Annotated in this window: 24 protein-coding genes; all 24 read left to right on the forward strand. The window is 40.8% G+C overall.

Translation table 11 applies throughout. The annotated features are described in order from the left end of the window. Nucleotides 1-46 precede the first annotated feature (46 nt). The 24 genes from ACTWPX_RS12590 (at nucleotide 47) to minD (ending at nucleotide 24,121) form a co-directional block, all read left to right on the forward strand. Nucleotides 47-1,342 (forward strand): bifunctional folylpolyglutamate synthase/dihydrofolate synthase, encoded by a 1,296-nt coding sequence (locus ACTWPX_RS12590; protein WP_443120075.1) that lies wholly within the window; start codon nucleotides 47-49, stop codon nucleotides 1,340-1,342. Nucleotides 1,343-1,441: 99 nt separating this feature from the next. Continuing rightward, complete coding sequence (locus tag ACTWPX_RS12595; protein ID WP_443120076.1) at nucleotides 1,442-3,154, forward strand: diguanylate cyclase; 1,713 nt, start codon at nucleotides 1,442-1,444, stop codon at nucleotides 3,152-3,154. A 119-nt stretch (nucleotides 3,155-3,273) separates the two neighbouring features. Then, the gene (locus tag ACTWPX_RS12600; protein ID WP_443120077.1) at nucleotides 3,274-3,681 is read left to right on the forward strand and encodes a PulJ/GspJ family protein; all 408 of its coding nucleotides are present in this window, start codon (nucleotides 3,274-3,276) and stop codon (nucleotides 3,679-3,681) included. After that, a complete protein-coding gene (locus ACTWPX_RS12605; RefSeq protein WP_443120078.1) occupies nucleotides 3,678-4,178 on the forward strand; it encodes a PulJ/GspJ family protein in 501 nt (166 codons plus the stop codon). Before ACTWPX_RS12600 ends, ACTWPX_RS12605 begins: the two co-directional genes overlap by 4 nt. 96 nt (nucleotides 4,179-4,274) lie before the next feature. Then, nucleotides 4,275-5,828 carry a polymer-forming cytoskeletal protein gene (locus ACTWPX_RS12610; protein WP_443120079.1) on the forward strand — a complete coding sequence of 518 codons (1,554 nt, stop codon included), beginning with the start codon at nucleotides 4,275-4,277 and terminating at the stop codon, nucleotides 5,826-5,828. Between the two features lie 16 nt (nucleotides 5,829-5,844). After that, nucleotides 5,845-7,332 (forward strand): hypothetical protein, encoded by a 1,488-nt coding sequence (locus ACTWPX_RS12615; RefSeq protein WP_443120080.1) that lies wholly within the window; start codon nucleotides 5,845-5,847, stop codon nucleotides 7,330-7,332. Between the two features lie 21 nt (nucleotides 7,333-7,353). Then, complete coding sequence (locus tag ACTWPX_RS12620; protein ID WP_443120081.1) at nucleotides 7,354-8,094, forward strand: PRC-barrel domain-containing protein; 741 nt, start codon at nucleotides 7,354-7,356, stop codon at nucleotides 8,092-8,094. A gap of 29 nt (nucleotides 8,095-8,123) precedes the next feature. Beyond that, nucleotides 8,124-9,446 carry a VanW family protein gene (locus ACTWPX_RS12625; protein ID WP_443120082.1) on the forward strand — a complete coding sequence of 441 codons (1,323 nt, stop codon included), beginning with the start codon at nucleotides 8,124-8,126 and terminating at the stop codon, nucleotides 9,444-9,446. A gap of 25 nt (nucleotides 9,447-9,471) precedes the next feature. Next, nucleotides 9,472-11,094: a GspE/PulE family protein gene (locus ACTWPX_RS12630; protein WP_443120083.1), complete on the forward strand. Its 1,623-nt coding sequence runs from the start codon at nucleotides 9,472-9,474 to the stop codon at nucleotides 11,092-11,094. A 15-nt stretch (nucleotides 11,095-11,109) separates the two neighbouring features. Beyond that, nucleotides 11,110-12,150: a type IV pilus twitching motility protein PilT gene (locus ACTWPX_RS12635; protein ID WP_443120084.1), complete on the forward strand. Its 1,041-nt coding sequence runs from the start codon at nucleotides 11,110-11,112 to the stop codon at nucleotides 12,148-12,150. Nucleotides 12,151-12,153: 3 nt separating this feature from the next. Continuing rightward, nucleotides 12,154-13,362 (forward strand): type II secretion system F family protein, encoded by a 1,209-nt coding sequence (locus ACTWPX_RS12640; protein ID WP_443120085.1) that lies wholly within the window; start codon nucleotides 12,154-12,156, stop codon nucleotides 13,360-13,362. 138 nt (nucleotides 13,363-13,500) lie between these two features. Further along, nucleotides 13,501-13,935 carry a prepilin-type N-terminal cleavage/methylation domain-containing protein gene (locus ACTWPX_RS12645; protein WP_443120086.1) on the forward strand — a complete coding sequence of 145 codons (435 nt, stop codon included), beginning with the start codon at nucleotides 13,501-13,503 and terminating at the stop codon, nucleotides 13,933-13,935. A gap of 72 nt (nucleotides 13,936-14,007) precedes the next feature. Further along, nucleotides 14,008-14,766 (forward strand): prepilin peptidase, encoded by a 759-nt coding sequence (locus ACTWPX_RS12650; protein WP_443120087.1) that lies wholly within the window; start codon nucleotides 14,008-14,010, stop codon nucleotides 14,764-14,766. A 12-nt stretch (nucleotides 14,767-14,778) separates the two neighbouring features. Beyond that, nucleotides 14,779-15,744, forward strand: coding sequence for a type IV pilus biogenesis protein PilM (gene pilM, locus ACTWPX_RS12655; RefSeq protein WP_443120088.1), 966 nt, complete (start codon nucleotides 14,779-14,781; stop codon nucleotides 15,742-15,744). A 20-nt stretch (nucleotides 15,745-15,764) separates the two neighbouring features. Then, the gene (locus ACTWPX_RS12660; RefSeq protein WP_443120089.1) at nucleotides 15,765-16,343 is read left to right on the forward strand and encodes a hypothetical protein; all 579 of its coding nucleotides are present in this window, start codon (nucleotides 15,765-15,767) and stop codon (nucleotides 16,341-16,343) included. Continuing rightward, complete coding sequence (locus ACTWPX_RS12665) at nucleotides 16,340-17,173, forward strand: hypothetical protein (protein ID WP_443120090.1); 834 nt, start codon at nucleotides 16,340-16,342, stop codon at nucleotides 17,171-17,173. The genes ACTWPX_RS12660 and ACTWPX_RS12665 overlap by 4 nt, the downstream gene beginning before the upstream one ends. Before the next feature lie 94 nt (nucleotides 17,174-17,267). After that, entirely contained in the window at nucleotides 17,268-18,074 is an 807-nt protein-coding gene (locus tag ACTWPX_RS12670; RefSeq protein ID WP_443120091.1) for an SPOR domain-containing protein, read from the forward strand. Nucleotides 18,075-18,236: 162 nt separating this feature from the next. Beyond that, nucleotides 18,237-18,803: a Maf family protein gene (locus ACTWPX_RS12675; RefSeq protein ID WP_443120092.1), complete on the forward strand. Its 567-nt coding sequence runs from the start codon at nucleotides 18,237-18,239 to the stop codon at nucleotides 18,801-18,803. A gap of 34 nt (nucleotides 18,804-18,837) precedes the next feature. Further along, complete coding sequence (radC, locus tag ACTWPX_RS12680) at nucleotides 18,838-19,536, forward strand: RadC family protein (protein WP_443120279.1); 699 nt, start codon at nucleotides 18,838-18,840, stop codon at nucleotides 19,534-19,536. Between the two features lie 614 nt (nucleotides 19,537-20,150). Beyond that, nucleotides 20,151-21,191 carry a rod shape-determining protein gene (locus tag ACTWPX_RS12685; RefSeq protein WP_443120093.1) on the forward strand — a complete coding sequence of 347 codons (1,041 nt, stop codon included), beginning with the start codon at nucleotides 20,151-20,153 and terminating at the stop codon, nucleotides 21,189-21,191. A gap of 11 nt (nucleotides 21,192-21,202) precedes the next feature. After that, nucleotides 21,203-22,081, forward strand: coding sequence for a rod shape-determining protein MreC (gene mreC / locus ACTWPX_RS12690; protein WP_443120094.1), 879 nt, complete (start codon nucleotides 21,203-21,205; stop codon nucleotides 22,079-22,081). Further along, nucleotides 22,081-22,608: a rod shape-determining protein MreD gene (mreD, locus tag ACTWPX_RS12695; RefSeq protein ID WP_128526326.1), complete on the forward strand. Its 528-nt coding sequence runs from the start codon at nucleotides 22,081-22,083 to the stop codon at nucleotides 22,606-22,608. The genes mreC and mreD overlap by 1 nt, the downstream gene beginning before the upstream one ends. 36 nt (nucleotides 22,609-22,644) lie before the next feature. Further along, a complete protein-coding gene (minC, locus tag ACTWPX_RS12700; protein ID WP_128526327.1) occupies nucleotides 22,645-23,331 on the forward strand; it encodes a septum site-determining protein MinC in 687 nt (228 codons plus the stop codon). Further along, a complete protein-coding gene (gene minD, locus ACTWPX_RS12705; RefSeq protein ID WP_128526328.1) occupies nucleotides 23,324-24,121 on the forward strand; it encodes a septum site-determining protein MinD in 798 nt (265 codons plus the stop codon). Before minC ends, minD begins: the two co-directional genes overlap by 8 nt. Nucleotides 24,122-24,213: the final 92 nt, after the last annotated feature.

A 24,213-nucleotide genomic window follows, 5' to 3' on the forward strand; every position in this document is an offset into this window, starting at 1 on the left:
GTATTCTGCGGAGTACTCTCCCATTTTTGAAATGAGGGATGAATTGATGAACTACCAAGATGCAATTGACTGGATCCACTCAAGAGAGAAATTCAAAGTAAAACCTGGGTTAAAGCGAATGTCGTGGATGATGGAAAAACTGGGTCATCCAGAAGCAAAACTCCGTGTCATCCATATCGCTGGTACAAACGGTAAAGGATCAACGGTTTCTTTTTTGCGCCACTTGCTCCAAGCACAAGGCTATTCAGTTGGCACGTTTACGTCTCCCTATATAGAAAAATTCAATGAGAGAATCAGTATGAACGGGCTGGCGATTTCCGATGAATCCCTTGCTCTCCTTGTAGAAAGAATGAAGCCTTTAGCTGAAGAACTGCAGCGTACACCATTTGGGGAACCAACAGAATTTGAAATCATCACAGCTATGGCGATGGTTTATTTCTCACACCAGCATTTAAATTATGTTCTGATTGAAACGGGCTTAGGAGGAAGGTATGATTCGACCAATATTGTAACGCCTATCCTTTCAGCTATTACGAATATTGGTCTTGATCATATGAACATCCTCGGGTCCACGATAGAACAGATTGCAGAAGAAAAAGCTGGAATCATTAAAAAAGGGGTCCCTGTTGTGACAGGAGTCAAGCAAGCGGAGGCTTGGAAAGTCATTCACCAGCAAGCTGAAAAATGTCATGCAGATTTGCACACCTTAGGAAAAGAGTTCTATGTTGAACATAGCGGAAGCATTCCTGATGGAGAAGTATTCTCATTCAAGAATAAAGAATATGCTACAGACGAATTGTTAAGTTCTATGAAAGGCCGACATCAAGTAGAGAACGCTGCATTGGCACTCCAGACAATGGAAATTATGAAATCTCAAGGTGTGCTCATAGATCGTAGCCTGTATGGAGTTGGAGTCAAACAGACAACTTGGCCCGCACGATTTGAAAAAGTGATGAACACGCCTTTGACTATCATCGACGGTGCTCATAATGAAGAAGGGACTCGAGCCCTTGTTGAGACAGTGAAAAGTCACTACGACGGCAAAAAAATCGCTTTAGTATATGCCGCTTTAGAGGATAAACCCGTCAAAAAAATGTTGAAACAACTGAGTGATATAGCAGATGTGGTTTATGCTACGACCTTTGATTTTCCGAGGTCTTTATCTGCCCCCGACTTAGCTGAACTTTCCCCCATTGAAGAGACTTTTGCAGTATCGCAATATTCTGAGGCGATTGAACTAGCTGCAGAAGAGGTGGGACAAAATGGTGTATTATTGATCACAGGCTCCTTATATTTCATCTCAAATGTAAGGAAATATTTTGAATCAAGAGCAACTCTATGATAATATGTTAATGTTCTGAATTTTCAAATGGTAAAAAAGTCTTAAATATATACAGGGCTAAGGGATGGGGTGGTGAGGTTGACGAAGGGGAAAATATTAATGGTGTGGCTCACATGGATATTCGTGTGGCCGGTCAGCCTCTATGGACTTTACACATGGCTGGATCCTGTTGTCTCAGGTAACACAGTTGAAATCCTTTCATTTATCATTCTTGCGTCCATCGTCGCTTTGTTTCCTTTACAGATAGGGGACAACCCTGTATTTTTCACTCATGGTATCGCGTTTGCAGTATTTCTATACTATGGATTGTTCATTGAAATCATTGTCTCGCAGATAGCCATCTTCGCATTGATGGCTAAAATGAGGGTAGGAAAAAGTCAATCCCATCGCATACCGATCAATCTTCTTATGTTTTTACTCATCTCTGTCGTCTCAGCACTGATTTACTATGGTTTAGGCGGCACACATGGGGAAGCAGCAGTGGACAGCATTACAGATGCTGTTCCAATAGTATCATACGCTCTTTCTCAATTGGTCCTTAACCAATTTACCATCAAGGTGGTCGCTAAAGTACTATATAGGAAGAAAGTGAGCTGGTTAGATAAAGGTTTGGTTTGGGAGATGATGACAGCATGTCTTGTCCTTCCGATCGGCTTCGTGCTGTACATGGTTTTTTCTGAATTCGGAGTAAGCGGCATTTTCTTTGTCGGAATTCCGTTTATTTTCATATCTGGTATGCTGATGCTTTATCACAATAGTAATCAGATCAATACATATCTGAAAGAGACAAGTAAAATCGGCCATGAATTGACAGGTGAACTAGGTGTGAAAGAAGTCCTGGATATTTTCGTTGACAGGCTCAGTAAATTACTGCCAGTTGATTATATCTTTGTTTATGATGTTTGTTCTCCAAAAAAGATGGATTTGATCCGATTCTTCGACCGTTCAGGCGAAATCTATTTCCCTGACATTCAGTTGAATAAGGGAGAAAGTATTAGTGGTAACACATGGAAAGATGGAAATAGTGTGTTCTTTAAGAAAAAAGCTGAGTGGTCGCATCTTGAAAACCGTTTTACACCAGATCATGCAGAAAGTGTACTTTCTGTTCCCATTGAAAGAAAAGGTGAAATCGTCGCTGTCATTTCGATTTATTCTAATAAAAGAAGGGCTTTCCTACAGTTTCAGTTTATGATCCTGAACATTTTAGGGAACTATTTAGGTGTCGCCATAGACAATGCGCGTCACTATGAAAAGACCAAAGCTGAAAGTGAACGCTGTGCCTTGACGGGTTTGTATAATTATCGTTACTTCGAAGATTATTTAGAAGGAGTGTTCACAACTTGGCAAAATGAGCACCCAACCGAACCCATCTCTCTTGTTTTACTAGACATCGATCATTTCAAAAAAGTGAATGATACGTATGGACATGGAAGCGGAAATGAAATTTTATCAAATCTGGCAAAAAGACTTGAAAATGTAGCGGGAAGTGAAGGTACTCTTGCCAGATATGGAGGGGAAGAGTTTGTTCTATTACTTCCATATTACGATGCTCCTGCTTCAAAACGTGTCGCGGAACAAATTCGGTCCAGTATTTCTGAAGAGCCTTTTACTTCTTATGAACATATTTTTGATGATCGGTCGCCTGTTTCGATTTCTATTACGGCAAGTGTCGGGGTGGCTACCTATCCTGATCACTGTGAGGAAGCATTGGATCTCATACGCCAGGCGGATCGTGCTATGTATGTCGGTGCGAAACAGAAAGGACGTAATAAAGTGGCTGGTTATGAAGAAATGGTACAAACTGTTCAATGATTTTCAATTGGACAGTTTTTTTGTGTCTAAAGTATAGTTTTTTGTCGGATAATTACAGGACAAAGACCTATATTTGCGTTATAATTTAGCCAATAGGTGAAAAATGGAGGAGAAAGTTAATGTCGAATTTTGCTGATGAGAAAGGGTATTCCCTTGTAGAAGTGATCGTTGCAATGGCATTACTTTTAATCGTCTTTATCGTATCGACTCAGATTGTCATGAATACAATGGCCCAATCAGAGAAGATCGACAAAGGTTTTACTAGTACGGAGGTTGCCGACGGAGTCCTTACTATTTATCAATCGAAGTCACTGGATGAACTGAAGAGCCAATTAAATTCGGATGTTAATGTCGATATCGCGGATTTATTACAAGTCGAAAACCCCTCAAGTGTAGAAGGTTATACCGCAAGTGTAAAAGTTACATACCCTGACTCTATGGATCTCAAAAACCATTTACTCAAAGTAGTTGTAACAGTCGAATCTAATATAAATCGAACAGAATTAGAAGGATATGTAGAATTATGAGATTGAACAATGAAAAGGGCTTGACACTCGTAGAAGTATTGACCGTCCTTAGTCTATCCATGATTGTGATGATTGCTGCTTATCAGGCATTTTTTTTCATTACTAATTCTATTGAAATGTCTGCTAAAAAAACTGAACTCAGGAAAGAAACGAATATCATAACTTTAAGCTTAGAAAACTATTTGATCAATGTCGATTCTATTGAAAACGATAGTGGAAAAAGTACTTTTACAAAATTCACAGGCTCTATTACTCGCTTGAATGGAATGGATGAAGAAACAACTGCTTTTACATACATCGAAGAAGAAGTCGTTATCACAATTGATGAGGGTAACCTTTACATTGATGGCGTCCAGCAAAATGCAAGTGATATGAACTTATCCAATACAACATTCGAGTTGAATGGAAATAAGTTGACAGTGAATCTTGAAATAATGAAAGAAAATACAAATGAACGGTACAGCCTGGTGAAAATTTTCAGACTAGGGAATGGCTAACTTATGAATTTCTCCTTTCTAAAAAGACAAGATGGTTATGTCCTTATCACTGTCTTAATCATGTTTACGATCTTCAGTATATTAGGTTTGAGCTTAATGAGTTATACCATTGGATCCTATCAATTTACTAAAGCCAATACTGACTTTGTTGAAACGAAGTCCGATGCTGAAATGAAAGCGCAAGAAGCTCACGCTCGTATTCTCCAAGGCGTGGAAGAGATCAATACAAATCTTTCAAACGGAACGCTTGATTTAGACAGCGTAATTAATCGTATCGATGGTGTTGTAAATGAAGCCAGAACTCAGTTGGGACAAGAAGGAGTGCTAAAAGAACAAGTACTTAAAGATGGTTCTAACGGTATTTTTTTGGAGCGCCTTGATATTGAGGTAGATGTAGAAGGTTCGAATAAAAGGTGGGTCCGAACGTTTACCATTTCGACGATCGCCGATGTCTTCCGTTATAGTGCAGTGACTCCTGGCGATTTAATTTTGAATGGTGCTTCTTATCTGCAGGGGGATGTTCAAGTGGGAAGTGATCTTTTTATTGATGATCACGGATATTTCACTTCAGGTTATAGGAAGTATTGGGTCCAGTCATTTTATCCAGGTATTGAGGGGGATTTAAGAGTGGTGGGCAACTATTATCAAAAATCTCAAGATAGAAGAACCCATAAATTCAATCCAACATCTGAAAATTTAAACCGATACTTTAATATAGCTCCGAGAGCAATCAGTGATACAACTACTATTGAGCCTTTACAGGTAGAAAGACTGATTAACGAAAAAAGGCACAACGATATCAGGCATGGAAGTGGCTTCTATGAAGTGTCCGGGAATAAATCAATGGATGGTACTTATAGCCAGGACCTTGCTATTAGAGACTATTATGATTGTGGGTTTTATCGGGAAAGAAGATGCTGGGATCCTGCCAGTCTTGAAATAAAAAACTCACAGGATGCTCATGTAAAAGGAGATTTACTTGTAGAAGGTGATCTTAAGGTGTATGGATCACTTAAAGTAGATGGTTCTATATATATTGAGGGCGAAGCAGAGCTTGAAGGCGACATAAGACTGGATAACAATCAATTCATTTATATTGATGGCGAAACAGAGATTGATAATTTGAATTTTAATGGTTCGATGTATATTGACGATTATTTATATATCAATGGCGATGTGAATACAAATGGGACGATTTATACGAGGTCAGGTGGAAGAGTTGAGGGGATGGAAAATGATTCTGGAACTATAGTCGTTCTGAGTGAGGGGCCTTTAACGATAGCGAATAATAACTTATACACAGAACCAGACTCACCGGACCTGCAGGAAATGAATGCTTTCTTCTATACGAATAGTGACCTGGAAATGTTCGGAGTGGGTTCAAACCTCGTTATCAATGGAGGGATTTATGGTGAAAATATTGTGATGAATGCAGTGAAGGGTAAAACGAGAAAAGGTGGATATTATTATAATTCACACTTCAGGGTCTATGATTTATGGTTCGAAAGAGGCCAGGACGATTTGTCGATCCATCAATCACGTTTCCAAATCAATTATAAAGAAGAACTCATTTTGAATCCGCCTGAAGGTATTCCTACAATCGAAAAAATTACGGTTAAGGAAATTGATTCCCATTACTATGAAAACTGATGGAAGGAGGTAAGCAATGGTTGATTTAATTGTATGGGTTTTTGTAATCATAGTCGCTTTTATTGCCTTGAAATATGTACCAATGAATATGGCGAAAAAGGGTAAGTTGGTGGTGTGGCTCAGCGGGTGTCTCGTTAGCTCAATGGCACTGCTTGCTGCAATTACTTACACTTTTTGGATCGGGGTATTGGCCGCCCTGTTACTAAGTTTAGTTCTGTCCATATTCATGCAAAATAGAATCTCTCCTGTTCCCGCAGATACTAAAGAAAATCTTGGGATGGAGGAGATTACAGCAATGGAGAATTCTTCGACTGAAGTAAAAGGATTTGAAGAATTCGACCACGTAGATGATTTAGAATTTGAAGAACCTACACCCTTGGTAGAAAAACACGAAGAATCATCATCCGATGTTGGTCAAAAAGAATTCGAGGAAGAAGTCGAAGCGGATGTCAATCCTCAGAGAAAAGATGAAGACCCGGAAAATATGAAGGGGAATGATTCTGACCTTAGTGAATCATCGGCTGCTATTGAGTTGCCTCCTGAAGATGAGATGGAAGAGATAGTGACATATCCTCATACAGATAGTGAAAGCCTGGAAGATTATAAAATAATAGGTGAAATATACGATAATAACGAGCAAATTGAAACATCGGGAGAAAGCCTTCTTCCAGAAGAGGAATTGGCAGCCAGCAGGTCAAAAGCAGAGACCAATATTGGGTCTAGTAATGAAAAAGTATTCGAAGGTGAGTATGAAAATCTTGAAACTGAGTCTCAAGGAAATCTGAATCTTGAAGAACAAGGGATCGATCTTGAATCAATGAAACCGGAAGAGAAATTAGCGGCAAGTAGAGAGTTGGGAGAGGTGGCACCAGGAGGAAAGGAAGCAGATAATGAAGCAGAAGTCACCGAAGAAGAACTGATTGCTGAACGAAATAAGCAATTAAATGACGCCATTGATTTTACTATGAAATATGAAGAAGAGTTTGAGGATATGGAATTGGAGGAGAAAGAGAATTCTCGTGATGGAAAAAACTTCACCGAAGATATTTCCGAGGAAATGGATTTGAGTAAACAAAGTATTCAATCGGAAGAGTTGGACGAAATCAATATTGATCTGCCGGTCAATGATTGCAGTAGTCCTGCCGATATAGAAGATGATGGAGATAGTCTCCTTTTAGAGGAGAAACATAAAGATTCGTTAGTAGCTGATGAAGATCTCCGGAAACAATTGCTTGATGTGATGATTGAAAAAATATCTTATATGGAAAAGCAGTTAGAACCTGACCAATACGAGGAGTATATTAAAGCGCATTTATCTAGCAATCTACCAGACTTGGAGTATTATTCAATTGCGCAATATTTGTTGAAGTTTTACATGAAACAGGGGAAAACAGATGTCATGAGTGTATTCGTAGAAGTGTTAATTGAAAAAATGGCTCCTTATCCGCTGATTTTAGATGAGTTGAACTATTTACGTCACAAACAAGTGATTGATACAAAATAATGAATGGGTGTGTAGTTACATATGAAAAGAAGTGTAGAAATTATCGGTTTTCCAATCATCAGTATTTCCGATGGAGAAGAAATTGGACGAGTCAAATCAATCGTTGTCAATCCTGAGAAAGGCTCCGTAGATTTTTTGACAGTTGAACACGAAGATTGGCAAGTGAGTGTAAAAGCGATTCCTTTTCAAAAAATCATCGGAATCGGCAAGTATGCGATTACTGTGGAGAGTCAACATTCCATATTAGACCTGAATGAAATACCTATCGCAAATCAATTGATCAATAAAAAGGTTTCCATAAACGGAGCGCAAGTGATGACGCGTGTGGGAGAACTGGTGGGGGAAGTTAAGGAGTTCTATGTAAACGAAAAAAATGGCCAGGTCCTTTCTGTAGATCTTTTTACAGAACATGAACAAATCGTTGAAGTCTCTTCCGACTACATCATTACTTATGGAGAGAAATTATTAATCCTTAACGAAGAATTTATATCTGGTGATGTGTTAATGGAAGAAACTGAAAAAAGTTTGCAAGCACAACCAGAAAAGAAGACTTTTAACTTTACAGCTAACCAGAACCGTGTGGATGACCTCGATCGTAAACAAGAGGAACTGTTAGAAGGAAAGCAAGCCACCAAAAACATCGTCAATGCCCATGGAGAGACTGTAGTGTCGGAAGGAACCATGTTGACAAAGGCTGAAATTGATGAACTGAAGCAATACGGACCAAGTGTAATGGTTGAGCTTAGTATGAGCGTTAAATAAAGGATGGTCTGTAAAGGAAGTGCGTATGTATGAGGCAACCGTTTAACCTGAGGCTTATTTCACTGATTGTACTCGTTGGAATGTCCATGTTCCTTTTTTCCATAGGCAGTTCAGCAGCAATACAATACGTAACAACAGGCCAACATATACTTCCGGAAAATACGGTAGTAGCTTCTATTGACCTTTCCGGAAAAAGCCGGGAAGAAGCAATCCAGCAAATTAGCGAGAGAACTGATGAATGGAAGGAAAACAGTGAACTGGTCGTGAATTTGGATGGGAAGAGTTTGAAAATAAATCCAGAGGTCATTCAGTTTAATGTAAAAGCCTCTATCGAGCAAGTGTTAGAAACAGGCCATGCTGATTTGATCGTAGAGCTCGACGAAAGCTATATTCCGGAATTGAAAAATCATATGGGTGAGCAATTAGCCGGTGAATTTTCTGAACAACGATTTATTGAGACATTGAAGAATGATGCCCGTCAGTTACCGGATCATGCTCTTGAATACAATGCCTATACTTTTGTAAAAACAGATGCAGATTCCTTATACAAGGAAATAGGCGGGTTCACTCTTGAAGTGCCAGAAGGAGTGGATATGGAAAGAGTCATAGAGATATTCAATGATTCAGTCGTTCCTCAAGGCAGAACTTTCTCATACCTTGAATTTCTTAATGAAGAGGGAGTATATGATGAGACTTCACTGAACGTTCTTGCCTCTTCCGTATATGGAGCAAGTTTAAAAGCGGGTTTAATCATTCAGGAAAGGCATATCAGTCACAGGCTACCTGCGTATGCACAAATCGGTTTAGAAGCGACTGTAGAATTGAAAAAGCATCAGGATTTGAAGGTGTACAACCCATTTTCTAATGAGTACAAGCTATCTGTGGATGTAGAAGGTTCTAAGCTAACTGTTAAGTGGCTCGGCTACCCGACCAATTCTGATTTTCATTTGAAATTCAGTGATGTCGAAAAGATTTCTCCTAAAACCATCATCCAATATTCTTCACTTGTGACTGAGGGTCCTTACAATCTCCTGCAGGAAGGGGAAGACGGGGAAGTCGTGTCTGTTTTTCGTCTTGATCGTTCTTCTCAGGAGGGCGTGGAAGAATTTATTTCTGAAGATTACTACCCCCCTGAGCCGCGAGTGGAAGAACATTCGTCTATAACAGATGAGGGGTCAGTCCAAGGTGGGGCAAATGATAGCGACAATCCCTACGAGGGCAATCCAAGCGGTCCGGGGAGCAATGGTGAAGCAGATTCTTCTGGTTCGGAAAACGGGGAATCACCAGACGCCAGAAATGGTTCCGCAAAAGAGAATGTTTGGGAAGAAGTCCCTGAAAGTGAAACGAAGTGACTGTTTAAAAAAGGATGTGCCCAAAGTGATTAAGAGAAAGCGTTTAGGAGATCTATTAAAAGAAGCAGGCATCATAGAGGAAAACCAGGTTCAAGAAGCTTTACAATTGAAAAAAGCTGAACAAAAGCTTGGGGACGTTCTCGTTGAGAAGGGTTTCGTAACTGAAAAACAGTTGATCGAGGTATTGGAATTCCAATTGGGGATCCCTCACGTGTCTCTCTTTCACTTTCCTATCGATCCCAGTGTCATAACAATTGTAAGTAAAGAATTTTCTTTGAGAAACCTGCTTGTTCCTATTGAGCGAAAAGGGGAAGAGTTGACCGTCGCTATGGCAGACCCTATGGATTATTTCTCCATTGATGATTTGAAAATATCGACAGGCTTCAAAATATCACCAGTCATCGCAACTAAAAATGAGATCTTGCAAGCAGTGAATCGTCACTATAATTTAAATGACACAGAAATTGATGAAGAAGTGAAAGACGCTGACGAAGCTCCTGCCATTAAACTCGTGAATCAATTATTGCAGGCTGGTGTCCAACTGAAATCAAGTGACATCCATATCGATCCCCAAGAGTCCAGGGTTTTAATCCGCTATAGGATAGATGGAGTACTTAGAACTGAAAGAACACTGCCCAAATCATATCAAAACAGTTTAATCGCCCGTGTGAAAATTATGGCCAATTTAAATATCACAGAAACACGTCTCCCCCAGGACGGACGGATAAAGACCAATGTTGACAGGGCACCGGTTGATTTAAGGATCTCGATTTTACCTACTGTTTACGGGGAGAAAGTCGTGATCCGTATATTAGATTTGTCAAATGCTTTAAGTACCATAGAAGATTTAGGCTTCAATAAAATCAATGCTCAAAAGTATAAAGGGCTGATTGAACAGCCCTCTGGACTGATATTGATCACAGGTCCGACCGGGTCGGGGAAATCCTCAACCCTCTATGCATCCTTAAATCGGTTGAATACAGATGATGTGAACATAATTACTGTAGAGGACCCTGTCGAATATCAAATCGAAGGCCTGAACCAGGTACAAGTGAATGCTTCCATCGGTCTTACCTTTTCAAAAGGATTGCGTTCAATCCTGCGTCAAGACCCGAACATTGTCATGGTCGGGGAGATAAGGGACTCTGAGACAGCGGAAATTGCTATTAGAGCTTCTTTGACCGGCCACCTTGTCCTGAGTACATTACATACCAATAGTGCGATCGCCACTATACCTCGTCTCTTTGATATGGATATTGAACCATATCTGGTTGTGTCTTCATTATCAGGTATCGTTGCTCAAAGATTAGTCAGAAAGATATGCAGAGATTGTCGCCGTGCGTCCAAGTTAACAGAAATGGAAAAAAAGCATTTTCAAAAACGTGGGATGGAAGCAGAAACGATCTACAAAGGTGAAGGCTGCAACAGCTGTCAAAATACTGGCTATCGGGGGCGTATGGCGATTCAAGAGGTTTTAGTCATCGATAACGACATCCGCCATATGATGATGAACAATGGAAGTATGGACCAGGTCCGGAGGTATGCGTTGAAAACGGGTATGCTTTTCCTATTGGATGATGGGCTGTTGAAGGTGAAGCAGGGAATGACCACATTAGAAGAAGTGCTGCGCGTTGCAAAAGTAGATTAGTGGGGTGTCGGATGTATGCAAGACAAATTTGATAAGCTCTTAACTGCTGCCAATGAATATGGAGCTTCTGATATCCATTTGACAGTTGGAGTACCACCGATTTTCCGGATTCATGGTGATCTTAAAAAGTATGGCAAACAGACGTTGAAACCGGAAGATACAGAAGGTATGACCAAAGCAATTCTTACTGGGGACCTCTTAGCCCAACTTGAAGAGACAAGGGAAGTAGACGTATCTTATGGAATTTCAGGTGTGTCACGGTTCCGGATCAATATTTATTATCAACGTAACTGCCTTTCTATGGCGGTAAGGGTTGTACCACGGGAAATTCCTTCCATTGAAGAATTGTACATGCCAGAGGTTCTTAAAAAAATCAGTACATATGCTCAAGGTCTGGTTCTTGTTACAGGGCCGACCGGCTCAGGGAAGTCAACGACTCTGGCATCGATCGTAGATTACATCAATCAAACTTCACGTAAACACATCATAACTTTAGAAGACCCGATTGAATACACGCATAATCATAAAAACTGTATTGTGGACCAACGGGAGGTCGGCTTTGATACTCGTAACTTTGCCAATGGATTGCGCTCATGTCTGCGACAGGATCCAGATGTGATACTAGTCGGAGAGTTACGTGATTTTGAAACGATTTCCACAGCACTGACGGCAGCAGAAACAGGCCACCTTGTTCTTGGGACGTTACACACGACGAACGCTCCTGACACGATCGATCGGATCATCGATGTTTTTCCACCGAATCAACATGGCCAGGTCCGGGTTCAATTGGCAAACGTTTTGAAAGCCATCATATCTCAACGGCTATTTCAAAGAGTTGACCGCAAAGGGCGGAGAGCGGCCGTAGAAATACTGCTCAACACATCGGCGGTCAAAAATTTGATTCGCAATGAAAAAATCCATCAAATTAAAAATGTGATCCAAACATCAAAAGCTATCCATATGCAGACGCTGGAGATGTCCATCAATGATTTATTGGCTGAAAATCTGATTGATGAGCGGGACGCTGCCCCGTATTTGAAGGAAGGGGGAGCTTAGTCCGTGCCATATTATACTTACCAAGGCCGTAATCCTTTAGGGAAAACACAAAAAGGCAGGCTGCGAGCGAATTCCAGAAAAGAAGCTGTTTCAACCTTGAAAGAAAAAGGGATTACGATTTCAGATATCAAAGAATTGGACAGTATTTTCTTGAAAGATATTCAAATTGGCAAACCGGTGAAACCAAAGGACTTTGTCATCTACTTGCGCCAATTCGCAACCCTGATCCGAGCGGGCATATCACTATTAGAAACCACAAGAATCCTTGCAAAACAATCGAGTAGTCGTGCGATGAGTGAAGCCTTGCAAGATATCGGGGAGCAGTTGGAGAGCGGCAGGTCATTTTCTGATGCGGCTAGCTCCCACCCTAAAATTTTCACAAACCTGTTCATCAACATGGTCCGGGCAGGAGAAGTGGGGGGTAATTTAGAGGAGATCCTCGAGCGTTTAGCGGCATATTACGAGAAACAGTTTGATACGCGCCAAAAAATTATCTCTGCTCTCACCTACCCATTAGTCGTGGGAATTATCGCAATCGGCATCGTAATTTTCCTGTTAACCTTTGTGGTACCGAGATTTGCCAGTATGTTCGATTCTTTAGGGGGAGAGCTTCCTCTGATTACGCAAATGACATTGAACATGAGTCAGTTTTTTCAGCAATTCTGGTATATAGCTCTGCTTATTCCAATTCTTATCGTAACTCTTTATAAACTTACCATTATGAAAAATGATGATTTTCAGTACTTCATGGATCATTTGAAACTGCGCATACCTATTTTCGGGCCTCTGCTCCAAAAAGCTGCTCTTGTGAGAATGACCAGTACGCTCAGTTCTTTGATCAATAGTTCTGTGCCCATTTTACAATCCCTGCAAGTGACGCAGCGAGTCGTCGAGAACAAAGTGGTCGAAAATGCGATCGCGAACAGTTACAGATCATTAGAAAAAGGCAACAATCTATCAGATCCACTGCGGCAATATACTATTTTTCCGCCCCTTGTCATCCAGATGATGGCCGTAGGTGAAGAGACTGGTTCGCTTGACTACATGTTGTCTAAAGTGGCTGAGTATTACGAATCGGAGCTTGATTATACGACAGAGCGGCTGAAAACATTGATTGAACCCTTGATGATCCTGACATTAGCTGTCGTAGTCGGCGGCATAGTAGCAGCCATTGCCATTCCGATGTTTTCTATTTTTGATACGATCAATTAACTTTAGAAAAGAATATTCAAATTTGCTAGTTTCCAAGACAGGTATCCTTTATAATGAACATAGGTAATAATGCTAGTGAAAAAAGTATTACATATTCAATGGCATTTATACGAAAGTACTACAAAAGGAGAGAGGCAAATGAAGAAATTGAGAGAGTTGTTGAAAAATGAGAAAGGTTTCACGTTGATTGAGCTTTTGGCTGTTATTGTTATTTTGGGAATTATTGCAGCGATTGCTGTCCCTGCGATTGGTAACTTGATTGCGAGCACGGAGGATGATGCGCATGAATCGAACGCACTGTCTTTACTAGAAGCAGCCCGTTTAGCGAATGTCAGTGGCGTTGCACTAAATAATGAAGCAGGTGGAAGTGGTGAAAGAGGATATACAGCACAGAATCTTGTGGGTAGCGGCTTTTTAGATGCTGTACCTCAAAATCCTGAAACTGACAGCGCTTACGACTCAGCTTTTGTAGTGGTAGAAGAAAATGATGGTAGCTTTACTTATAGTGTAACGATAGGTGGGACTGATATAGAGGGGGACACTAAGTCTGACTTAACTGCTGCTACTGAGTAATGTTCAGCAATGTTTTATTAATAGACCCCGGAAAAACGGGGTCCCCCCTTATAACCTCAAAAGGAGAAAAAAATGAACGCAATTCTACCTTTATACATATTCATAAGCGGAACCATCTTAGGGTCCTTTTTCAACGTCGTCGGTCTGCGATTACCTAAAAAAATCAATTTCACTAAATCACGCTCCGCATGCCCTCACTGCGCCACAACTTTACAAGCTCGAGATCTCATCCCACTAATTTCATTCCTCTTATCCAAGGGTAAGTGCAGACATTGCGAAAGCAGGATTTCAATCGCTTATCCGATTGTTGAACTAAGTACAGGGATTTTGTTCTTGTCTGCTTATATGCATTTGGGAATATCTTATCCTTTTTTAGGTGCTTGTCTGCTCATATCCCTTGCTATCATAGTGACCGTGGGGGACTTGAAATATATGATTATTCCTGACCGTCTCCTTCTGTTTTTTGCAGGTATGTTCATCATTTACCGTTTCTTCTATCCACTTGAACCCTGGTATGTTTCAGTATTAGGAGCTCTTACCGGTTTCGGTTTGATTATGCTTATCATTGTTGTAAGTAAAGGCGGGATGGGAGGAGGAGATATGAAACTGTTCGGTATCCTGGGGATATTATTAGGTGTCAAAATGACCCTGCTTACTTTTTTCCTGGCTACCATAATTGGAACAATTGCCAGTCTTCTGCTTCTGGGGTTTAAAGTAATTGGTCGAAAAGATCCATTTCCCTTTGGTCCTTCCATCATGCTGGCATCTATCATCAGTTATCTATATGGTTATGATCTTCTCAATTTTTATTTTGAAACTTTTTACATATAGGAGGGACTACTGTTGTTCAATCTTTTCAAGGTGAAAGGTCGTTTGAACTTCATTATCAAAAATCATTCGATCCGTTATGTGCATAGTAAATCATCCAATATCAATCAAATCGAACAAACGGGAGAGATCATCCTTCCATACCACGTAATGGAGGATGGGAGAATCAACGATTATAGAGAGTTCACCTCCATCATTGAAGATTTTATTGAAAACAAGGGGTGGAAAAATAAATCCTTGTACTTCACCGTGCCTGATCATTCTGTAGTTATCCGCCCATACAAAGTACCCGCGACATTGAAGGCGGATGAGATCAAAGGCTATCTTTATATGCAACTTGGTGAAACATTACATTTGCCTTTTGAAGACCCTGCTTTTGATTACAGCATCCTTGAAAATGGTGAAAAAGAAACAGAGCTTCTGCTGTTTGCCTATCCGGAAGAACAGATACGAAAGTTAGAACAAGTCTTCAAGGATGCTAAGCTGAAACCGAAAGCGGCTGATATTAGTGCTCTCTCTGTTTACAGGTTTTACGAGCATTTAGGAATGGCAGCAAAAGAAGAGCCCCTCCTATTAATTGATTGGAATATGGATGGGTGTGTGTTGACAGTCTTTAAAGAACATTTGCCAGCTTTTATCAACCACACTAAATGTCCTTTAGCATTGAATTTGTGGAAACGGGAAAATGGCCGATACATATGGCAGGGCGATGAAGGGGATCCTTCTGATTTTACTTATGATCAAGTGAATGAGATAGAAAGGATCATGGATTTCTATCGATTTTCTCTCATGAACGGAGAAGCAGGAGTATCAAAAGTATTATTAACAGGTGATTGGCCAGAAAACGAGCGTGCGCTGTCTCTGCTTGAAGAAAAGGCGATTCATGTAGAAACCTTAATGGAACCGAGCTTATTCATAGAAACAGAACATCCGGTTTCAGTAGAGTGTGTAGATGCAATCGGATTATCGATTAAGCAGTAGTGGAATTGGGGTTGAATTGTATGGTAGTAGAAATAAACTTACTTGAACAAAAAGAAAAAAGAAATATACTGCCTTTTATAATTCTAGGTTTCTTTGTGCTTGTCTCTTTAATCATTGTTGTGACACTTGGGTTTCAAAGGTCACAATTAGTTGCACAAACAGAAGCGAAGGAAGAAAGAATCCAACAGATACAACAAGACCAGGAAAAATTCACTCAACCTGTAGACAATGAAGGAACGGAGAGGGATCAATTGAAAGATTCCCTTGATCAATTAAAGGCTACCATTGTTCCAACCATTCCTTTTGTAGAAAGATTAGTATCTCTTTTGCCTGAGCGTGGGTTTTTTGAGTCCTTTACTTTAACGGGGGCCTCTGAAGTAACAGTAGTTGCAAGGTTTGATACGATACAACAGGCTGCGAAATTCACAAACACATTGAATCAAGAATCCGTTATATTGAATGTGGAACTTGCAAGTGTCGAAACGAGTGTGGTGGATGAAACAGAGGATCTATATGATTATCAACCAAGATATATTGCTAGTTATTATCTTGTCTTAAATGAATCAACGCTCCTCTCAGAGAAGGGGTTGAGTGAATGAAGATGGAATGGAATCGCTTGAGTATCCTTTCACTTCTGTTTGGTATGTTACTTTGTTTTTCAATAGCCTTTTTCGGTATCCAGGTTATTGTTCATCCCTTGCAGCAAGAGGTGAAAGAAAAAGAGAAGGTGGTAGGACAAGAGGAGAAAGTTCTTTCAGCTATCGAAGAGAATAGTAATGAGAGTGAAAGGGACTTACTTCTAACTTCCCGTACGATTCAGCAGCAGTTACCTGTGGTTCCACTCTTAGATCAATTATTGATCGGGTTGGACCGTGCTGCGAACTCATCAACCAGCTTAATCACCAATATCGGTATTTCAGATTCCGAGTCGATCATCTCTCTCGCTGATGAAGAAGTCGAAGGGTTGGAAGAAGAGGATGGAGAGGAAGAAGAGTTAAAACCCGAATCAGAAGAGAGTGAAGCTCAACAGTGGATAGAGGGCTTACATACCTTGCAATTTTCAATTGATGTTACGTCTGAGAACTATAGTGAGATGATGAAATTCATGAAAGAAATACAATCATTACCAAGAATCACACAGATAGAATCCATACAATTCGAGGCACCTGATAATGACAGTGAGTTAGGCTATTCGATTTTATTGAATAGTTATTATCAGCCTTTATATGCGGGCTTAGCAAATGAAGCACCTCAGTATCATTATGGCGGAAATTCAGACAAATTGAATCCTTTTTCGATTGAGCAATGGCAAGAGGGTACTGGGAGTCTGAATGAAACTGATGAAGCTGAAACTGATGAAACATCAGAAAATGCAAAGCAAGAAGAGGATACAGAGGAAGACGGCAGTGAAACGGAAGAGCAGCTTTAAGCCGAATTTGTCGAAGTAGTACTGACAAATTTCAGCGTAGTTTTCATCACACCTGTGATAGGGTTGGGACAAACCTAGCAGGAGTGATTAATCCATGGATTCCAAAAAGAAAATATCAATTTCATTCCGAAATGAACATCAGAAAGATTCGAAACGGGAAGTTGTAAGGACGCAAAGTGAACAAGCGGCCGCCGCTGAAGAGAAAAAGGACGAGCAGCGGCCGTCCACTCCCGTTTACCAGCTTCCTTTGAAAAAGAAGAAAAAGCAGTTCTCTTCTTTTAAACCATTGATTGCGACGTCGCTCACTGCTTTATTCGTAAGTCTTGGACTCGGTTTTCTGCTCTTACGCATGTTCGTATCGCTGACAGATGATACCTCCATGGGCAGCCAGGCAAATGACACCATGCCAGTTACGAGTCCTGGTGCACAGCAAACCGCAGAAAAGAGTGCAGATTCGCTTCCCGAAGGTTCTCTTCAAACATTTAACGCGTATATAGTCCAGGCAGGGGCTTTTTCTACAGAAACGAAAGCGTTGGAATGGAAGAGTCGTTTGACAGCTCAATCGGTTTCTTCTGTTGTATGGGAAAGAAACGGGCAATTTTATTTATACGTAGGGAGCGGGGCTACTAAACAAGAAGCAGACCTTATTGCAAGCGAACTGGCGGCTGAAAGCATTGAAACATATGTGAAACCATGGGTAGTAAATGTAGAAAAGCAGGTACCGGATAAGGTTTATCAACATTTAGATGCTCATTCACTAGGAGACTTTTCAGAAAGCGATCGACAGAAAATACTGGAAGAAATCGGCAAAAAAACACCACTTGCGCAAGCTCTCTCGGAATGGGAGGCACAAGACGATACGAACGTTAATTGGTTGAAAGTTGCAAAATCGCTTGAATAAACGATACTTGTACGATCCATGGATAGAAAAGGGAGTTTCTTTAAATAGTACTCCCTTTTTTATTTGGTTTCTTTTATGAAACTGGTGCTTTGCTTTACCCTGGTATTATATGAATTCTTGTAAAATAGAATTAACCCCATGTGAAGAAAGGATGTCTTTAGAGTGTGCAACTTAGTTTTAGGTTCTCAATCACCAAGAAGAAAAGAATTGTTGGAATTGGCTGGGTATCGTTTTGTGGTAAGAAGCTCAGAAGTGGAGGAAGTTATTGAAGAAGGTATGACTCCTGAAGAGGCGGTCCTTCATTTAACACAGGTGAAAAGTGAATCGATAGAATTATTAGAGGATGAGGTTTTACTCACTTCTGACACTGTTGTTTCAGTTGATGGGCGAATTTTAGGGAAGCCTGAGAACTTTTCTGATGCCCGTTCTTATTTGCAACAACTAAGTGGGCGGACACATGAGGTGTTCACAGGAGTTTATCTGCGGACAAATGAGGAATCATGTACGTTTTTTGTACGAACAGATGTTACTTTTTATGACTTGTCAGACAACGATATTGAGTGGTACTTATCAACAGGTGAAATTTGGGATAAAGCAGGTGCTTATGGTATTCAGGGGAAAGGAGCCTTGTTTGTAGAAAAAATTGATGGAGACTATTACAGTGTAGTCGGATTGCCGATTTCCAGGGTTTCCCGTGAATTGAGAACATTTCACGTTTCTTCAGGCTGATTTCTTTTGCATGGGGAATCAGTTGGAAAGGAAGATGGAAAATTTGTCTCAAACAAGCATCATGATCAAGGATGTGCCGAGAGAAGATCGTCCCAGGGAGCGTCTTTTAGATTTGGGTGCCACCCATTTATCGAATCAAGAACTTCTTGCGATTTTGTTAGGGAGCGGTACTAAACAGGAATCAGTAATGGAACTTGCCAACCGTTTATTGGTTCATTTTGAGGGGATCGTATTACTGAAAGATGCGACAATTGAAGAATTGACGGCAATCAGAGGAATCGGTGTGGCGAAGGCTGTATTGATCATGTCCGCAATTGAAATGGGAAAAAGAATGCAGAAAATGAAACCGGTTGAAAGGTATATGATCAGAAGTCCGGAAGATGGAGCCGACTTCGTCATGGAAGAAATGCGCGGCTTGAAACAAGAACATTTTATCTGCTTGTTTTTAAATACGAAGAATCAAGTGCTTCACCGACAAACGATCTTCATTGGCAGTTTGAATGCTTCCATCGTCCACCCCAGGGAAGTTTTTAAAGAGGCTGTTAAACGCTCAGCTGCCTCAATCATATGTGCCCACAACCATCCCTCAGGAGACCCGACACCTTCTCAAGAAGATATCCAAGTGACAAGACGTTTGAAAGAATGTGGAAAAATGATCGGAATCGAATTGCTCGATCATTTAGTGATCGGTGACCGGAAATTTATCAGCTTGAAAGAAAAAGGATACCTGTAATGTTTCTATGATTTCCCTGATGCTTACCAGAGTGTGAGTTCTGTTTAATGATCAATCCTATAAGAGCGTATGAACTTAAATACTAACAGCAAATCCCTTCTCTTTATAAATCAGATAGAGAAGGGATTTTATTTATTATTTATATCGAATTCTTCCATATGCATTCATTTAATTTTACTGATTCACAAAATTGCATCATGAAACCTAGGGAGATTAAGGTTAATTGTAGAAAGTGTTATTTTGTGGTCTGCGTAACTGGCAGCGTAAATGCAAGCTATTAGTTACGTATATTGAAAGGTGAGAAATCTGGAAACTTCACATAAATCTCATAAAAAGAAGAAATGAATGAGTATTATAGAAGCTATATACACTCATAAGGGGATAAGAGTTGCTCAACGTATCGAAAGCTGAGGAGGACGAACTTCAAAAAAACGAGCATATGATAGTTGTACCACTATCTATTTTTGTGGATTTTTCGTATAATTGAATAGATGGAATAGAAAGGCGCCATTTATAGGAGATTTCTTATAAATTGGCGCTTCTTCTAATCATGATAATAATGGGGATGCTTAACCCGCCTGAGAGAAAGCGGGCTTTTAGAAAGGAAGATATTATTGGGGATTTTTGGATTCTCTCAAGATTTAGGAATTGATTTGGGAACTGCGAATACACTAGTCTTTTTAAAGAATAAAGGGGTCATTGTAAGAGAACCCTCTGTAGTAGCTAAAAATACTCAAACCGGTGAAATTGAGGCCGTTGGTAATGATGCAAGGAACATGATCGGCCGTACACCAGGCTACATAAATGTCATCCGTCCGATGAAAGACGGAGTGATTGCTGATTATGATACAACAGCTCAAATGATGAAATATTATATTAGGAAGGCACTCAAAACAAGGTCGTCTTTCGCTAGTAAACCGAATGTAATGGTCTGTGTACCCTCTGGAATTACGATGGTGGAAGAAAGAGCAGTCATAGATGCTACCAAGCAAGCAGGGGCAAAAGAAGCATATCCGATTGCTGAGCCTTTTGCTGCCGCTATTGGAGCAGGGCTTCCTGTATGGGAACCGACCGGAAGTATGGTAGTCGATATTGGGGGAGGAACTACAGAAGTAGCGATCATCTCCCTCGGCGGAATTGTCACAAGTCAGTCCATCCGTATTGCGGGGGATGAAATGGATGATAGTATCATCCAACATGTCCGTAAGCGTTACAATCTGATGATCGGGGAACGTACCGCTGAAGAAACGAAGATGGAACTTGGTGGAGCAGGAGAAGTGAACGAGATTGACGAAATGGATATTAGAGGACGCGATTTACTTACAGGTCTCCCGAAAACCATCACAATCAAAAGTGATGAAATTGTAGGTGCTATGAAAGATACCGTCGATTCCATCATTGAAACCGTGAAAAATACATTAGAAAAAACACCTCCAGAACTGGCTGCTGATATTATGGAACGCGGCATAGTTTTGACTGGGGGAGGCGCATTGCTCAAGAACATCGATACAGTCATCAGTGATGAAACAAATATGCCGGTATTTATAGCCGACGAGCCTCTCGATTGTGTGGCCATAGGTACAGGTAAATCTTTGGAATACATCCATCATTTCCGCTCTCAGCCAAATGTGGCAAGTCGAGCTAAAATGGAGTAGGCGAGTAAGTTATGCCTTCATTATTTCGTAGAAAAAGACTGATGGTTGTATTGGTAGGTTTTATTTTACTTGTTGCACTGATCGGCTTTTCGATCCGTGATCGGGATTCGTTAAGCACTCCTGAGAAATTCCTGCAAGATTCAGTCGGTTGGATGCAGACGATCTTCCATAAGCCGGTAAGTCTTGTAGATAATACGATAGAAAATATTCAGGACATGTTCGAAGTCTATGAGCAGAATCAAGTATTGAAAGCTCGATTATCTGAGTATAAGGGAGTCATACAAGATAATCAGCGCTTGAAAAGTGAAAATAGTGAGTTACGTGAGACTTTAGAAAAAACGGAAGGTTTGAGCGACTATTCGCCGATTCAAGCGACAGTAATCGCCAGAAGTTCTGATCGATGGTTTGAGCAAATGACGATAAATAAAGGTGAAGAGCATGGTATTGAAAAAGATATGGCGGTTATGACGAGTGACGGACTGGTCGGTAAGATTAAGTCTGCAGGCGCATTTCATTCTACTGTGCAGCTTTTAAGCGGCTTTGATCGTTCGAATAAAATTTCTTCTTGGGTAGTCCGGGAAGGTCAGGATGAAGCATTCGGCTTGATTGAGGGTTACGACGATGAAACAGGACAACTTCTTTTGGAGGGCATCAAACTTGAAGAAGAACTTAAACCTGGAGACACAGTTATTTCTTCTGGATTGGGCGGAGTTTTTCCGAGTAACCTTCGAATCGGTACAGTCGAAGAAGTGACGAATGATCAGTTCGGCCTGACCAAAACGGCATATGTCGAGCCTTTTGCTGATTTGTTCGATATTAATCATGTGATGGTTGTGGATCGTGCTGAGGAAACAGTAGAAGACAAAAGTCCAAGTGAGGGCGATGAATAATGAGTCGTTATGTAATTGCTCTGATTTGCTTGTTTCTTCTTGTCATGCAAGGGATGGCAATGAGCATGTTGCCAGCAAACCTAGTTTATTCTGATTTGTTGATCACCCCTCACTGGGTATTGATTTTTCTTTTTATCATCGCTATATTTTTTGATAGAGATGAGACCTATCACGCGGTCTGGTATGGTCTTGCCTTCGGTTTACTGATTGATGTAGTCTACACAGGTGTGTTGGGGGTTTATATGGTGACCTATGCACTTGTTATCTATATCATTCATGGCATAAATAAATCGCTTCATGCGAATTTCATAGCGGCCTCTTTACTGGCCATTGTGGGAGTTGCGTTGGCAGATACGCTGTTATATGTCATTTATTCCTTTGTGCAAATTACTTCTTTGTCTTGGGGAACGTACGCTTTGTTAAGGTTATTACCGACCTTGGCAGCGAATATGATTTTTTTCATCCTGCTTTACCCATTAGTGAAGGAGCGCGTCCACTATTGGTCTGAGGAAATCAATAATGCTTAGAATGATGGAAATGTCTAAGGTTTGAGGTGAAAGCCTATGGCGGCAAATGGTCAGAAAATCATGATAAAGGGGACAAGGGATGGATTGACGTTGCGTTTAGACGATCAATGCTCTTTTGACTCCATAATAAAAGAGTTGCAAGAAATGTTGGCACAGAATGGAATCACTGACGAACAACCAATGATTCGTGTAACGATTCAATTGGGGAAACGATACTTGACTGAAGACCAAAAAGAAGAACTTGCTTCTGTTGTTCGTGAGAAGCAAAAGCTCGTGGTCGACCGTATTGAATCAGAGGTTCTTACTAAAGATGAGGCCCTGGAGTGGAAAGAAAATACGGAAATCACACCAGTGGCCAAAACGATAAGGTCAGGGCAATTGGTAGAAGTGCGTGGCGATTTATTACTGATCGGTGATGTTAATCCTGGTGGGCAAGTGAATGCCACAGGTAATATCTTCATCATGGGCAGCTTGAGAGGGATTGCTCATGCAGGTTATGAAGGGGATAAAAAAGCTGTGGTGGCCGCATCTTATATGCAGCCGAGCCAGTTGAGGATTGCAGATCAATTGAGTCGTTCACCTGACTATGAGTCGGAAGGCGTCTATATGGAATGTGGATTCATAGATGACACACATGAGAAAATCCGAATTGAGCGCTTACAAGAAGTTGTGAAAATCAGACCGGATCTCGTAAGTTTTGAAAGGAGAATGATCAATGGGTGAAGCGATAGTGATTACCTCCGGAAAGGGAGGGGTTGGGAAAACGACAACTACTGCCAATCTGGGGACCGCTTTGGCCTTACAGAATAAAAAGGTTTGTCTCGTTGATACTGATATCGGTCTCAGAAACCTTGATGTTGTAATGGGCCTGGAAAATCGCATCATATATGATATCGTGGATGTAGTCAATGAGCGATGTAAAACAAAGCAGGCTTTGATAACAGACAAGCGGTTTGACTGCCTTCATTTACTTCCGGCTGCCCAGACTTCGGATAAGTCGGAAGTAACACCTGAAGGAGTCAAAGCTATTGTAGATGAGCTGAAACAGGACTACGATTACATTGTCATCGATTGTCCTGCTGGTATAGAGCAAGGCTATAAGAACGCTGTGGCAGGGGCAGATAAAGCGATCGTCGTGACGACACCTGAAAAATCAAGCGTGCGTGATGCTGATCGCATCATCGGTCTTCTGGAACAGGAAGAAATCGAGTCGCCAAAACTGGTCATCAATCGTATACGTAATCACATGATGAAAAGTGGCGATATGCTTGATGTAGAGGAAATCGTCAATGTACTTAGCATTGATTTGGTTGGAATCGTCATCGATGACGATGCTGTCATTAAGGCTTCTAATAGTGGTGAGCCAGTAGCCATGAAGCCGAATTCAAAAGCTTCTCTGGCATACCGTAACATCGCGAGGCGTATTTTAGGGGAAACGGTACCCCTTATGAACCTTGATGAAAACAAAGGCGTATTCGCCAAAGTGAAACGATTCTTCGGGATGCGGACTTAATAAAAGAGCAAGGACCTGTCATTACTGTGGCAGGTCCTTTTTGTATTCCTGGTATTTATAAATATTTTGCCAGGGATGACCAGAAGCCTGCG

This window comes from Halobacillus sp. H74, assembly GCF_052246715.1.
Classification (GTDB): Bacteria; Bacillota; Bacilli; order Bacillales; family Halobacillaceae; genus Halobacillus; species Halobacillus litoralis_A.